This window comes from Lactobacillus crispatus (genome assembly GCF_018987235.1).
Classification (GTDB): Bacteria; Bacillota; Bacilli; order Lactobacillales; family Lactobacillaceae; genus Lactobacillus; species Lactobacillus crispatus.
This window is the reverse complement of sequence record NZ_CP072197.1, coordinates 135,326-148,035: the sequence shown is the minus strand read 5'-3', so window position 1 is coordinate 148,035 and position 12,710 is coordinate 135,326. Positions and strand designations below refer to the sequence as shown.

15 protein-coding genes are annotated in these 12,710 nt (G+C 38.0%); 8 read left to right on the top strand and 7 right to left on the bottom strand.

What is annotated here, in order from left to right; all coding sequences use genetic code 11:
• Positions 1–224 precede the first annotated feature (224 nt).
• Entirely contained in the window at positions 225–1,013 is a 789-nt protein-coding gene (locus tag J6L97_RS00730; RefSeq protein WP_223876394.1) for a helix-turn-helix domain-containing protein, read from the bottom strand.
• Between the two features lie 165 nt (positions 1,014–1,178).
• Between J6L97_RS00730 and J6L97_RS00725 the strand changes: the two genes are divergently transcribed.
• Positions 1,179–2,036, top strand: coding sequence for an IS982 family transposase (locus J6L97_RS00725; RefSeq protein ID WP_118992340.1), 858 nt, complete (start codon positions 1,179–1,181; stop codon positions 2,034–2,036).
• 13 nt (positions 2,037–2,049) lie between these two features.
• On the opposite strand, the gene J6L97_RS00720 is transcribed toward J6L97_RS00725, so the two are convergent.
• Both J6L97_RS00720 and J6L97_RS00715 read right to left on the bottom strand, forming a co-directional pair.
• Positions 2,050–2,706 (bottom strand): alpha/beta fold hydrolase, encoded by a 657-nt coding sequence (locus tag J6L97_RS00720; RefSeq protein WP_054833001.1) that lies wholly within the window; start codon positions 2,704–2,706, stop codon positions 2,050–2,052.
• An 8-nt stretch (positions 2,707–2,714) separates the two neighbouring features.
• On the bottom strand, positions 2,715–3,527 hold the full coding sequence (locus J6L97_RS00715; RefSeq protein ID WP_057726978.1) for a glycosyltransferase family 2 protein: 813 nt from the start codon (positions 3,525–3,527) through the stop codon (positions 2,715–2,717).
• Between the two features lie 168 nt (positions 3,528–3,695).
• Here J6L97_RS00715 and J6L97_RS00710 point away from each other — a divergent pair, with 168 nt between their 5' ends.
• Positions 3,696–4,649 (top strand): DUF1002 domain-containing protein, encoded by a 954-nt coding sequence (locus J6L97_RS00710; RefSeq protein WP_005718327.1) that lies wholly within the window; start codon positions 3,696–3,698, stop codon positions 4,647–4,649.
• Positions 4,650–4,676: 27 nt separating this feature from the next.
• On the opposite strand, the gene J6L97_RS00705 is transcribed toward J6L97_RS00710, so the two are convergent.
• Entirely contained in the window at positions 4,677–5,447 is a 771-nt protein-coding gene (locus J6L97_RS00705) for a ribonuclease H family protein (RefSeq protein WP_023487946.1), read from the bottom strand.
• A gap of 95 nt (positions 5,448–5,542) precedes the next feature.
• Between J6L97_RS00705 and J6L97_RS00700 the strand changes: the two genes are divergently transcribed.
• Both J6L97_RS00700 and cls read left to right on the top strand, forming a co-directional pair.
• Complete coding sequence (locus tag J6L97_RS00700) at positions 5,543–6,469, top strand: alpha/beta hydrolase (protein WP_005724024.1); 927 nt, start codon at positions 5,543–5,545, stop codon at positions 6,467–6,469.
• Between the two features lie 19 nt (positions 6,470–6,488).
• On the top strand, positions 6,489–7,946 hold the full coding sequence (gene cls / locus J6L97_RS00695; RefSeq protein WP_057726977.1) for a cardiolipin synthase: 1,458 nt from the start codon (positions 6,489–6,491) through the stop codon (positions 7,944–7,946).
• On the opposite strand, the gene J6L97_RS00690 is transcribed toward cls, so the two are convergent.
• Positions 7,947–8,432, bottom strand: coding sequence for a hypothetical protein (locus J6L97_RS00690; protein WP_005726566.1), 486 nt, complete (start codon positions 8,430–8,432; stop codon positions 7,947–7,949).
• An 89-nt stretch (positions 8,433–8,521) separates the two neighbouring features.
• Between J6L97_RS00690 and J6L97_RS00685 the strand changes: the two genes are divergently transcribed.
• The 3 genes from J6L97_RS00685 to J6L97_RS00675 are packed head-to-tail and all read left to right on the top strand — an operon-like array spanning position 8,522 to position 10,557.
• Positions 8,522–9,220 carry an NAD-dependent protein deacylase gene (locus J6L97_RS00685; RefSeq protein WP_013085665.1) on the top strand — a complete coding sequence of 233 codons (699 nt, stop codon included), beginning with the start codon at positions 8,522–8,524 and terminating at the stop codon, positions 9,218–9,220.
• A 52-nt stretch (positions 9,221–9,272) separates the two neighbouring features.
• Positions 9,273–9,782 carry a methylated-DNA--[protein]-cysteine S-methyltransferase gene (locus J6L97_RS00680; RefSeq protein ID WP_057726976.1) on the top strand — a complete coding sequence of 170 codons (510 nt, stop codon included), beginning with the start codon at positions 9,273–9,275 and terminating at the stop codon, positions 9,780–9,782.
• Complete coding sequence (locus J6L97_RS00675; protein ID WP_013085663.1) at positions 9,769–10,557, top strand: TerC family protein; 789 nt, start codon at positions 9,769–9,771, stop codon at positions 10,555–10,557. Before J6L97_RS00680 ends, J6L97_RS00675 begins: the two co-directional genes overlap by 14 nt.
• Here J6L97_RS00675 and J6L97_RS00670 read toward each other — a convergent pair.
• Entirely contained in the window at positions 10,554–10,919 is a 366-nt protein-coding gene (locus tag J6L97_RS00670) for a DUF488 domain-containing protein (protein ID WP_054833002.1), read from the bottom strand. The two genes, J6L97_RS00675 and J6L97_RS00670, sit on opposite strands and share 4 nt — an antisense overlap.
• A 32-nt stretch (positions 10,920–10,951) precedes the next feature.
• Here J6L97_RS00670 and J6L97_RS00665 point away from each other — a divergent pair, with 32 nt between their 5' ends.
• Entirely contained in the window at positions 10,952–11,563 is a 612-nt protein-coding gene (locus J6L97_RS00665; protein ID WP_057726975.1) for a DNA-3-methyladenine glycosylase, read from the top strand.
• A gap of 27 nt (positions 11,564–11,590) precedes the next feature.
• Here the strand turns inward: J6L97_RS00665 and J6L97_RS00660 are convergent, their stop codons facing one another.
• The gene (locus J6L97_RS00660) at positions 11,591–12,625 is read right to left on the bottom strand and encodes an IS30 family transposase (RefSeq protein WP_123811765.1); all 1,035 of its coding nucleotides are present in this window, start codon (positions 12,623–12,625) and stop codon (positions 11,591–11,593) included.
• Positions 12,626–12,710: the final 85 nt, after the last annotated feature.

Below are 12,710 nucleotides of genomic sequence, written 5' to 3'. Positions count from 1 at the left end.
GTTGTATTTGATATCATTATCAGATTAAATCATCCGATAAATGGAAACTGAAACCAGTCCATCTCATCATCTCCTCATATATTTCATATTTGTATCACAACTTTATCATGATACGTAAATAGCCAATTAATATGTTTCATATAAGAAACATATTAATTGGCTATTATTTTATATAGGCCAGTTTTTTACGCCAGCAGTACAGCCTAACGATAATAATTCTTGCCTTATTTTTTTGCATCATCAAACTTTTTATCAAAAACATATTTATAATACGTTCCAGTAACTTTATAGATCATTAAGTGAGCAGTAGAATCTAAATCACACAAATAATTTATTGCTGACTTCACATTTTCATGAGAATTATTATAATTTTCACCGCATCGAATACATCTATCAAACAAAAAATGAAGATAGTTATCACAAACTATTGCATATCTTTCTTGCATACTTTCTGAAATATTATTAGATCGTGATACTCTGTGAAAAAACACTCTCATCTCTACATCAACTCGTTCAACCGATAAAATTTGCATAGAATTAGTAAATAATCTGAGCACATCTATGTTTTCAGTCCAATTATCAGTTTGATTAATTTCATTAACAATTTTATTTTTAAATTCAATTGTCAATTCATTTTCAGTATGTTCCAAATACGCAAGTGCTATTTGAAATTGCCAAAGCAAATATGGATTATTACTTGTGTTTCTTAACTTTAATGCAATCTTTTTTGCTTTTTGAATTTCATGATTATCTAAAGCCAATTTGAATTTTTTAGTTAATATTTCCTCTTCAAACTTTTCTTTCGACATATATGTACTCTTTATCATTTCAAAAAAATCACTAACATCAATATCATGCTTAAAAAGAATTTCAACCAATAAGTCACTGCTCAAGCGCTGCTTTCCATTTACGACTTTAGAATATGTTCCTTTAGTAATCACACCCGCAGCCATTGCCTCAGATGTTAATCCCAATCGTTTTTGTTCTTCTTTTAACGCTTCACCGATTGTCATCTTAATTACACCCCTTATCAAATTTATAAAAAAAGACATCTTTTCCAGATGCCTCATATATTCTACCTACGCGTGGTGCTAGTTAAATCGTTTTAGTTAATAAAAAAGTCCAATCTTGTTAGACTCGACTTGTAAATAGTAATAATAGAAAAGAGTCTGATCTGATTGAACTGCCTTAAGCTTAAGCGTTTTAGCCACCATTTACAAGTTAGTTTTAAAGATTTAGTGATAATTTGTCGGCACTGGTATCGTTTGTATGCACCGGCTGAGTTTACTCATCGGCGAAATATTGATCAAATTAAAACTACGGACAGTCTGATTTTGGCTTTACTTATCTGGCAAGCTAAGACAGGAATTGAATCACAAAGAAGATTCTGTGAATGTTTCAATTGTTTATCACACTCACGTTTTAATCGGCGTTCACGTCAGCTATTGCAATTGATTTATCAGATACGGCAAGAAATGAATAAAAAGGTTGACCTGAATGGACATTTCTTGATCATTGACAGCTTTCCGGTACCTGTTTGCCAACCAATTCGCAACTATCGTGCTAAAATTTTTCGCGGTTATGCCAACATTGGTTATAAGGCCACCAAGAAAATTTACTTCTATGGTTTCAAAGTTCATGCCATTGTTAGCGATGACGGTTACATTCTTGATTATGTCGTAACAAAAGCATCAGTTCATGATGCCAAGGAGACAGTTGAACTGATGGAAAATGCACATCCATCTAATTACTATCTTCTTGGCGACGAAGGCTATTTAGGCAAAGAACTGCATCAACAGCTAAAACAAATGGGTTATGAACTTTGGACACCATATCGTAAAAATATGACAGGAGCTAAAAAGCACAATGATCATCAATTGATGGCTATTCGCAGAACAATTGAAAGCGACTTTTCGCTTCTGACCTATTACAATGCCGAGAACAATCGAGCACGTAGTCTGATAGGCTTTCAAAGCCGGTTGGAAATTGCAATTTTAGCTTATAATTTGGCTTATTGTCTAGAAAGATTTAACTAGCACCACGCGTATTCTACCTACAAAATCCTTTAATCAAATCCAGCAGTTTTAAACTGCGCACTGCATAACTATCATGCGTCTGCCGTGGCATAATCACCAACCGCGCATTAGGCATAAATTGGCTATACCAACGTACATGCTCAACCTTAACCCAGTCTTTTTCACCTACTACACAAAGAGTTGGCGTAGTAATCTTCTTCAAGTCATCTACTGAAATAAAGGACTCAGTCAACTCTACGCGGCTGTCACGATCAAGTCTCAAAAAGCGATGAAAGCCTTCCGTTAAGTAGTGATATGGTCTAATGCCTGCACCATTAACGAAAACGCCAGCTACAATCATCTTCTTAAAGATCGTTGGATGTTTTCTAGCTAGCATCATTGCCACCAGACCACCTGCATCAAAACCGAAGCAATAGCAGCCTTCAATGCCAATCTGTTTAATAAAGGTATAAACGTCTTCTACTTCAGTCTTGTAGTGTTCAGCGATGTCGCCTTCACTTAAACCATGGCCTCGCATATCAAGCACATAGACAGTGTAATAAAGGGAAAGCGGAGCCACAATTTTATCAAACATACCGCCATCTAAGTGATGTCCATGTAGTAAAAGCAAAGGCTCACCTTTACCTAACTTATGATAATAAATTTCGACTCCATTAACTTTTTCTTTCATGTTTTCCCCTATTCACTATCACGCAAGGCCTGCTGTCGCTCTAACTTCTTACGCATCTTTTCTTCCTCGCGGTCTTTCATCATTGTACTGATAATTTTGCTCCAAACCCGGTAATTTCCCCGGAAATTATCCGCAACTTTTTTAATATTAGGCTGGTGAATAATGCTGCCCTTTCTCTGCCAGTAGTGGTAATACGGCTTTTGCGTGTAATAGACGCCTTTAGCCACAGAAATATATTTAACGTTAAAGATCTGATCTTCCAGTAGTGAAATATCCTTATCAAACTTCAAATGATATTTCTTAATAATGGCAGTTTTATAGGCCTTGTTCCAGCTATATCCTTTCATTGGTGAGCTAAAGACATTAGTCAACTTCAAATAAGTTTCACCGCGCGTTAAATAGCCACCTTCTGGTCGACCAACAACGCGTTGCTTTTTGTCAGGATAATCCATCCAATAGCCACACGATACTAAGCTGACATCTGGATGCCTTTCAAAAGCATGAATAAAAAAGGACGTGTAGCCTGGATCCACCCAATCATCACCATCATGAAAGGTAACATATGGTGTGTCGAGATACTGCATCCCAACATTACGTGCATCGGATGGGCCGCCATTTTTCTTTTTAATTATTTTAAAATATGGAAAACGATTGGCATAGCTTTCGGCTACCTCAACCGAATTATCTGTTGAGCCATCATCTACTACAAGCAATTTGAAGCTCTTGTCAACTTGATTAAGCAGAGCATCAAAAGCACGTGGCAAGTATTGCGCCGTGTTATAAACAGGCATGATGATGGTTAACTTAGGCACTTGTAACATATTGTCCCCCTTTGTTGCTCTTTATTATACCATCTTCAATAATAAGGTCGAAATTAAGAAAGTTTTACGTGTTGTTTAATTCACTTTTGAAAAATATTTAGTATAATGTTCCGTATTACAAGAATAAATATTCGATCAAAAAGGAAGAAAAGAAGAAAAGAAGAAAAAATGAAGAAATTTATCACACTACTCACAGCAATGTTATTAAGCGTGGTCGCGATGATCTCATTTACTAAGCCAGTATTAGCAGATGATGATACACCTGTAGTTACCTTAGGTACATCATTAACTGATGCGCAAAAGCAAGGCACATTAAAGACCTTAACTGCCCCACTAAACGGTGGTAATTATCAAACAATTACTGTTACCGGCTCAGATCTGGTTAAATATTTAAATCCCTCTGGTGATAATTTCACCACTTCATCCGGTGTTTGGTCCAGTGCGATGATCCAAAAGACCAGCTCAGGCAGCGGAATCAACGTTAAAATTTTAGACTACGATGGTAAAAATAATATCACGACTATTACTGCCAACCAGTACAAAAACGCAGCCCTGACCGCCGGCATCAGCGATGCCAACATTTATGTTACTAGCGCTATTCCAATTGATGGTTCAGGGGCATTAGCTGGAGTTTATGCTGCCTATGCTAAAAATGGCAATGCATTAAATCAAAAGCAAGTTAATGCCGCTCAAGATGAAATGAATACCTTGTCTGGGATTACCCAAGATAATAAAAACAAAAAAGGTTATTCAGATGCTCAATTGAACAATGCGGTTGCCGGTGCCAAGAATGAGATGGCTAAACAAGGGCAAAACATTACCGACAGTCAAATTCGCGACATTGTCAACAATCAAATTAATATTAACCACTTAGGTGACACCATCAACAACAATCAAAAAAATCAAATTGTCAATCTTCTAATTGAAATTCGTGATTCAGGGGCATTGAAGGACGGTAACTTCAAGCAACAAGCTTCGAAATTATCCAGTCAGATTCAAAATGGAGCTAAAAATATCTTCAATAAATTTAATACCCAAGAAAACCGCAACTGGTTACAAAATTTGTGGGATCAAATCGTTAAGTTCTTTAGTGGTTTGTTCGGCGGCGTTATTTTAAATTAAAAAAGGCTACAGTGTAGCCTTTTTTTCTTACATTTTTTGATCCATATAACGGTTCAATTCATGATCGACAAATTCATTACCGCGATTATTAGCGTGACCTTTCGTCCATTCAAACGTACTATCAGGAAATTCCTTTAATAACCGATCTAATTCCTGCCATTCCGCCACATTAGCCAATGGTCCAGAAGAACGTCTCCAACCACGTTTTTTCCAGCCTTGTAGCCAATGCTTATTAATCGCATTCAACACATACTGCGAATCAAGAACAAATAATAGATGTTTATCGTTAAAACCAAGCTCAAGCAGCTTTTTTAGTGCATTAATCAATGCTGTCTGCTCCATCTTATTGTTAGTAGCACCATATTCACCACCGGAGCCATGAACTTTCTGGTCATCCCATTCAATTAAATAAGCCCAGGCTGCTTTATCGGTCTTTTTAACGTGACCGCCCTTATAAACACCAGTATTGCGCGTGCCACCATCAGTATAAGTCACCGCAAAGAAGTCAGCAGGACTGCTATTAACACGGTTATACTGCTTCGCCTTTTTTCGCGGTGCTTTTTTTATTTCCTGGCTCTTTTGTTGCACCCTTTTTACGGCGTTTTGTAAATTATCTTCACCTTTTTGCAAGATATCGCTCTGAGTTTGGGCATTCCAATCTAAGTAATCTGTGGCATCGGTAATTTGTTCAAATGATTTATATTCAGCGCCAGAGAAGCCATCAATTTGTTCTTTGGCTGCATCCCAAGTCCGATATATTCCCGGAGTACGTCCTTTTTTGACTGCATAAAACTTCATTTCTACCTCTAAAATTCCAAAATCTTTACCCAATGGTAAAATATACTTATTGCATAACTTTTATTATAGGAAAAAAGAAAGAGAAGGTGGTAAAAATGTTTTTCAACACAAAAAAATATGCTGAAGAAGTTGAAAAAGATCATAAACATGACCTCCAAGAAGAACCTAGCATGTTTAACATGATTTCTTTGGGGCTGATGGCCACCTTCGCTCCCACGCGAATTTTCCTCAAATTACACAAGCGCCATATTGAAAATAAGGCAAACATTGAAAAAAGCGATCTAAAACAAGTACCCATTATTTATTTCCATGGCTTTCGCGGCGGTGATTATACCACTCGCGTGATGGTGAAACACGCTACTCATGACAAGGGCAATCCCAAGTTTTTAAAGGTAACCGTTGATTTATTAGGAAATTTCAAATTAGAAGGAACTTGGACTAGTGACAAGCATCCTATCGTGCAGGTTGCTTTTCGCCAGCGAATAGTCGGTATCTATGGCATCGACTATTATCTCAACTTCGTCCTGCCCTTTTTAGCTAAAAGATATGGTTTTAAAAACTATATTGCAGTCGCTCATTCATTAGCCTGTCCATGTATTATTCGCACGGAAATGAAGCACTACCGCAGCAAAACGTTCCCACATTTAAAAAAATGTGCCTTTATCGCTGGTCCTTTTGACGGGGTCACTTACTTGGGCGATATCCCAAACGTCAACTATTTGACCGAAAGTGGTCGGCCTAGTGTCATGAACCCGCACTACCTTTATTTGTTTTTTAATCGGCGCAAATTCAATCCTGATATCTCGGTCTTGAATATTTATGGCAACGTTTTAGATAACACAAATACTGATAAATTCATCTCTGTTGTTTCCGCAAAAAGCATTCGCTATATCGTTGCCCCAAAAGCACATTTTTATCAAGAAGTAGAAGTACGCGGTAAAGATGACGCCGAACATAGTTGGATGCATGACAATCCGTTTGTAATCGATATTATTGACAAGTTTCTTAAATTAAAAAAGTAGTTTAATTTTGGAGGAGTTTATGATCTGGTGGCATGACTTTGTTAGAATCATTATCATTACCAACACAATCTTAGCCTTCTACGTTGTCTTCCACCGTAGAAGATCCGTTTCAACCACTTGGGCTTGGTTAATCATCCTGTTAGTATTACCAGTAGTCGGGATCACTCTTTATGCCTTCTTTGGTCGGGGTATTTCCCAGGAAAATATTTTTGCCATCAATAAGCAAAAACACATTGGCTTGAGAAATGTTCAAAAATCGATTGCTAAAGCACCTAAAAATACTAGTCCTTCTGACACTTCAAAGGCTGGTAATATAGCAATTAACTTTTTTAACCACCAACAAGAAGCTCCCCTAACTAAAAATAATCAGGTCAAGCTCTATACCGAAGGTGAAACCTTCTTTCATGACATGCTCAAGGACATGGTACGAGCTAAGGAAACAATCAATGTTGAGTTCTACACTTTTTATAGCGACAATATCGGCAATCGTGTTTTGCAACTATTGATTAAAAAAGCAAAACAAGGAGTTAAAGTACGCGTAATTTATGATGCCTGGGGTTCAATGGGAGCTACTAAAGCATGGTTCGATCAATTGCGGGCAGCTGGCGGGGAAGTTTTGCCTTTTGTCACTTCACGCAACATGATCACCCGTTACCGCATTAACTACCACTTGCACCGCAAGATTGTTGTCATCGACGGGCGAATTTCTTGGACTGGCGGTTTTAATATTGGTGATCAATATTTAGGCAAAAAAAAGAAGTTTGGTCATTGGCGTGATAGTCAGGTAAGAATTGTTGGTTCTGCCTCTCTGCTTTTGCAAGAGCGTTTCGTCATGGACTGGAACGCCTCTATCACTAATAATCAACAGCTCATCCGTTTCAATTCCACTCTATTTCCTGATCTTGATGAAAAAAACATCCACGAAGGCGACGTTGCAACGCAAATCATTTCAGATGGGCCTGATCGTTATGCACCATATATGCGTAACGGTATGATGCGGCTAATGCTTTTGGCACGCAAACGGTTATGGATTCAAACACCATACTTAATCCCTGATGATGCCGTTTTTGCTACGTGGCAAACAATTGCCTCATCGGGTGTTGACGTACGAATTATGATCCCATGTAAGCCAGACCACCCCTTTATTTATCGCGCCACACAGTGGTATGCCAACGAATTAACTCGCTTGGGTGTCAAAATTTATATCTACGAAGATGGCTTTTTACATGCCAAAACGACGATTGTCGACGACCATTTTTCTTCAGTTGGTTCAATGAATCAAGATTTCCGTTCTTACAACTTAAACTTTGAAGATAATGCCGTTTTTTATGATAAAAAGTTCAACCAGAAAATGGTGGCAGCTTTTGAAGAAGATATGAAACACTCGCATTTACTAACTAAGGAAGAAATAAAAAAGCAAAGTCGCGCATTGCGGACTTTGCAGGCATTCTCGCGAATGCTTTCTCCAATTTTGTAATTACATCATTGATTGAACTTCGACAGGAATTTCTCGACCAGCATATTCTTGTAATTGCTTAATTACGCTATTAACTTCATTATTAAAGCGCATCATATAAGCCTTACCATCGCTAGTTCGAAAAATCGCCATCACTAATGGCTTCTCTTGGTTGGGGATCTGGATTAAAGTAACGCTGGCTAAATCATCATACTTAACTGTACGCTTGAAGTAGCCTGAAACGACCATCCGCTTTTTACTAAATCCTGAAAAACCATCGACAATACTAATTAAGATAAAAAGAGCCAAGAAGACGCTCAGGCCTGGATCACCTTTTTCAATGTAATTCCATGTAAAGCCCAGCCAGATAAAAATTAGCGCCCAAACAACTGAGGAGATACGATAGCGACCACGAAAATCAACTTTAGCTTGCCAATACCAACTATAACAAGCATAAACTACTAATAAAATATCAATTGCTACATAAAAATACGTCATATATTTCATAAAAATCCCCTCAATTTAGTTATTTTACTCATTATAACAAAACAATGATTTATAATTAAAGTAGTGACTTTCACGGAGGGTGACATTATATGATGGATTTAGCAGAATTACAAACAGATATTAATAATGCCCAACATATTGTATTCTTAACTGGAGCTGGTGTTTCTACCCACTCAGGTATCCCTGACTACCGCTCTAAAAACGGAATCTATGATGGCGTGCAAGAAAGTCCTGAAACTATTCTGAGCGATAGTACGCTATTCAATCGACCTGAATTTTTCCATGAATTTGTCATGAACAACATGTACTTTCCTACTGCTAAACCAAACTTAATCCATGAAAAAATCGCCCATTTTTGTAATGAAAAAGGTAATTTAATTACCCAAAATATCGATACTTTGGATACTAAGGCTGGCAATCAACATGTAACAGAATTTCATGGCAATTTATATAATATTTATTGTACTAAATGTCATCAACGTGTTTCTTATGAAGAATATGCTAAAAGCTATTTACACAAAGATTGTGGCGGAATTATTCGCCCCGGTATTGTGTTATACGGCGAAAGCATTGATCCGAAAGTATTAAACCAGTCCGTTGAAATAATGCAAAAATCAGACTTGATCATCATTTGTGGAACGAGTTTTGTAGTTTATCCTTTTGCCCAGCTCTTGGCTTATCGCAAAGAAGACGCCAAAATTTACTCTATCAACAAGACAGAAATTCCTACCCCTGGTGTCACGCAAATAATTGGGGATGCATTAACAGCATTCCAGAATTTGAATTAACTTTCCTAGTTTGTTATTCTTAGACTAATTATTTTTAATAAAGGTGTTACACATGACAGAGTTTTTTTACTATGATTACGTTACAATTGAGCCATGGACCTACTTTTTAACAGCTTCAGAAGCCGGCCTAACTTACGTCGGACTTAAAACTGTTTCACCTATTTTTAGCTTCTACCCTCACCGCATGTTGGTGCGGGACCCTAAAAAGATGGCACCTTATATCAAACAATTAAAGGAATATTTTGCTGGTATCAGAAAGAATTTTGATGTTCCTATTGATATTTCGGAATTCGGCACTGAATTTCAACGAAAGGTATTAGCCGTTGTCCAGCATATTCCTTATGGTGTGACGTTAACTTATGGTGACGTCGCCAATTCACTAGCCGAAGCCACATCTTCTCGCTCAGTTGCACACGCCGTAGCATTAAACCCTGTTTTGATTTTTATTCCTGACCAAAGAGTTATTTTATCCAACAATAAAGTTGGGACTTATCGTCTGGGACAAAAAGAAAAAATCAGATTAATTAAATTAGAAAAGAAGCAGTTACATGTCAATTCTTAAACTATATGCACCCTTTTTTGACGGCAATAACTGGTTACATGTCCTAACCAGTGGCAAAGACTGGATGATCATTCTGACTTTAATCTTGATGGAATGCTTGTTATCAGTCGACAATGCTGTCGTTTTGGCCGCACAGACACAGGTGCTACCTAATAAAGCTGAACAACGCAAGTCCTTGGTTTATGGCTTGTGGGGTGCTTATTTATTCCGCTTTATTGTTATCGGAATCGGGACTTATCTGATCAACTTTTGGGAGATTAAATTAGCTGGTAGTATTTATCTTTTTTACCTAGCCTTTAAATTCTTCTATGATCAACGCCACCCTAAACAAGCTGCCGAACATGAGAAAGAAAAAGAAGAGCGCGAAGCAGCTCACCACAAAGGCAAAAAGAAAAAGAGACATGTACTATCTCTTTTCTGGCGTACGGTTATTTCAATTGAATCAATGGATATCGTCTTTTCAATTGATTCTGTTTTAGCTGCTTTAGCCGTGTCTGATAACCCCGTTGTTGTTTTAATCGGTGGCATGATCGGTATTCTCTGTATGAGAGGAGTTGCCGAAATTATCATTAAATTAATGGATATTATTCCAGAATTGCAGCCAATGGCTTACTTATTGATAGGAATCATCGCTTTAAAATTGCTGCTAGCTCTGCCACCATTGAGATTTGAGTTGCCAAACACCGTTTTTGCAATTATTGTCTTTGCGATCTTAATTTTGACAATTCTCTTCCACTTTTGGAAAGTTAAAAAACACGGTCACAAACATATTTAACTGTTTAGCGTATTTAATACATATTCTTTGAGTACAACTGCTTGGTTGTGCTCTTTATTTTTGGCACCAAATAAGAAAAGAACATCTTCTTTAGTCAAATGCTTCTTTACATCTTGCAAAAATTCCGCTGTATAATCATTATGATTAAGTTCTTCAATATACTTTTGCTTAAACTCAGGGAATTTTTCATCTTCATGATTAAACCACTGACGCAATTCCTTACTAGGGCCAATTTGTTTATCCCATTCAGCTAAATCGGCCTTAACTTTGCTCATTCCCCGTGGCCATAAACGGTCAACTAAAATCCGATAACCAGCAGGTTGCTCATGGTCATAAATTCGAACTAATTTAATTTCTGTCATTATTTTTTATCTCTTTTCTAGAAAGGTCAAAAATGAATTATTCAACTTATTTTTCTACTAACACTACCGATTATATTGCAAAAGACCTAATTGGGCGAATGCTTACTTTTGATAATGGTCAAGAAAAATTAGGCGGCTATATCGTGGAAGCAGAAGCATATATGGGTAAAAAGGATCGCGCTGCACATTCTTATGGCGGTCGTCGTAGCCCAGCGAATGAAGGACTTTACGGCAAAGGCGGAACGATCTATATCTACGCGCAACGTCAATATTTCTTCTTTGATGTTGCCACTAGGGTTCAGAATGAACCACAGGGGGTTTTAATCCGTGCAATCGATCCCACTTTAGGAATTGAGACCATGATCAAGAACCGTCATGGTAAAGATGGCGTTCTTTTGACTAATGGTCCCGCAAAAATGATGCAAGCTTTTGGTATTCATGATAAAAATTGGAATTTGCACTTTTTATCAGACTCCCCTTTCGCCATTGATCTTGATGATCGTCATAAAAAAATTCCCCAGGAAATAATTGCTGCAGCGCGTGTTGGTATCAATCAATCTGATCCCGTTTGGGCTAACAAAAAATTACGTTTTTATGTAGCAGGAAATCCTTATGTTTCTGATATGAAAAAGAGAAATTCCTGAATTGTCAAATTAAGTGCAACAGTTAGGCTATGAGGAAATATATTGCTTGAAGAGTTCTTCTGCTGTGTGATATTGAAGGATTCGACGATGTTTGCGGTTAATGGCATCAGTTGCCTGTTGAACATAAGCAGCTGACTTATCTTTCATGCTTTTGCCTTTAGGGAAGAATTGACGCAGAAGTCCATTGCAGTTCTCATTGGTGCCTCTTTCCCATGGAGAATATGGGTGGGCGAAGTAGATCTGGCAGCCTTTGATCTTGGTCATATCCGCAAACTCAGAGCCATTGTCAAACGTGATCGATTTAAACCAGGCAGGATGTCTGTCAATCTCATTTTGAAGCAGCCTTTGGCATGTGCTTGCCCGATAGTCAGGAATCTTGATAACTACTTCAAAGCGTGTGGTTCTTTCGGTCAAAGTCATTAAAGCAGGCTGATTCTTGCGTCTGACGCCTTTAACCAGATCTCCTTCCCAGTGCAGCGGCGTTTTTCTGTCTTCAATCTCTTTAGGACGCTGTTCAATGGAATTGCCAAGATTCTTCTTGTGCAAAGCATGACCGCTCTGGCCGTGATGACGCTTGTTCCTGCGTCTTTTGAGCTTCATAGGCAGATCAATATTGCTTATGTCCAGCAAGCCCTGATCAATATAGCGATAGACAGTTGGTGTGCTGGGACAAGGGTAGCCTGGCATAGTCCTTTTGAATTCACCAACGAATTCATCGATGCTGGTGGCATCAAATTTAGCTTTGAAGCGTCTGGAGAGCATTCTCAAAAAGACAGCATAATGCTTCAATGGATTGCGCTGATAGCAGTTTTTGCGACGCTTCTCATAATAAAGCTGTGCAGTATCAGCGTAATAGTGCTCATACAATAAATAGCTGCTGTCTCTTTGCAGGACGCTTCCGCGTTTGATTTCGCGACTGATTGTCGACTTATGGCAGCCGACTTCTTGAGCGATAACAGTACGGGAAGTTATGCCGGAATCCAGCATTGCTTGAATTTGTCCACGTTGTACGCTGGTTAATTGATGATAGTGCTTAGAAATGCTAGAATTTGAATTGGTCATGAAGATCTTCCTTTCTTGATTTTTCGTCACTTCAAGTTTAGGTCTTCATGGCCTTTTTGTTTAACACTTGGTGTTGCACTTCAAT

Excerpts from the sequence above, each read along its gene's own strand:
- J6L97_RS00680 (WP_057726976.1), top strand. The coding sequence starts at position 9,273 with ATGACAGAGTTTTTTTACTATGATTACGTTACAATTGAGCCATGGACC.
- J6L97_RS00710 (WP_005718327.1), top strand. The coding sequence starts at position 3,696 with ATGAAGAAATTTATCACACTACTCACAGCAATGTTATTAAGCGTGGTC.
- J6L97_RS00715 (WP_057726978.1), bottom strand. The coding sequence starts at position 3,527 with ATGTTACAAGTGCCTAAGTTAACCATCATCATGCCTGTTTATAACACG.
- J6L97_RS00670 (WP_054833002.1), bottom strand. The coding sequence starts at position 10,919 with ATGACAGAAATTAAATTAGTTCGAATTTATGACCATGAGCAACCTGCT.
- J6L97_RS00720 (WP_054833001.1), bottom strand. The coding sequence starts at position 2,706 with ATGAAAGAAAAAGTTAATGGAGTCGAAATTTATTATCATAAGTTAGGT.
- J6L97_RS00690 (WP_005726566.1), bottom strand. The coding sequence starts at position 8,432 with ATGAAATATATGACGTATTTTTATGTAGCAATTGATATTTTATTAGTA.
- J6L97_RS00675 (WP_013085663.1), top strand. The coding sequence starts at position 9,769 with ATGTCAATTCTTAAACTATATGCACCCTTTTTTGACGGCAATAACTGG.
- J6L97_RS00685 (WP_013085665.1), top strand. The coding sequence starts at position 8,522 with ATGATGGATTTAGCAGAATTACAAACAGATATTAATAATGCCCAACAT.
- J6L97_RS00705 (WP_023487946.1), bottom strand. The coding sequence starts at position 5,447 with ATGAAGTTTTATGCAGTCAAAAAAGGACGTACTCCGGGAATATATCGG.
- J6L97_RS00700 (WP_005724024.1), top strand. The coding sequence starts at position 5,543 with ATGTTTTTCAACACAAAAAAATATGCTGAAGAAGTTGAAAAAGATCAT.
- J6L97_RS00660 (WP_123811765.1), bottom strand. The coding sequence starts at position 12,625 with ATGACCAATTCAAATTCTAGCATTTCTAAGCACTATCATCAATTAACC.
- J6L97_RS00665 (WP_057726975.1), top strand. The coding sequence starts at position 10,952 with ATGAATTATTCAACTTATTTTTCTACTAACACTACCGATTATATTGCA.
- cls (WP_057726977.1), top strand. The coding sequence starts at position 6,489 with ATGATCTGGTGGCATGACTTTGTTAGAATCATTATCATTACCAACACA.
- J6L97_RS00730 (WP_223876394.1), bottom strand. The coding sequence starts at position 1,013 with ATGACAATCGGTGAAGCGTTAAAAGAAGAACAAAAACGATTGGGATTA.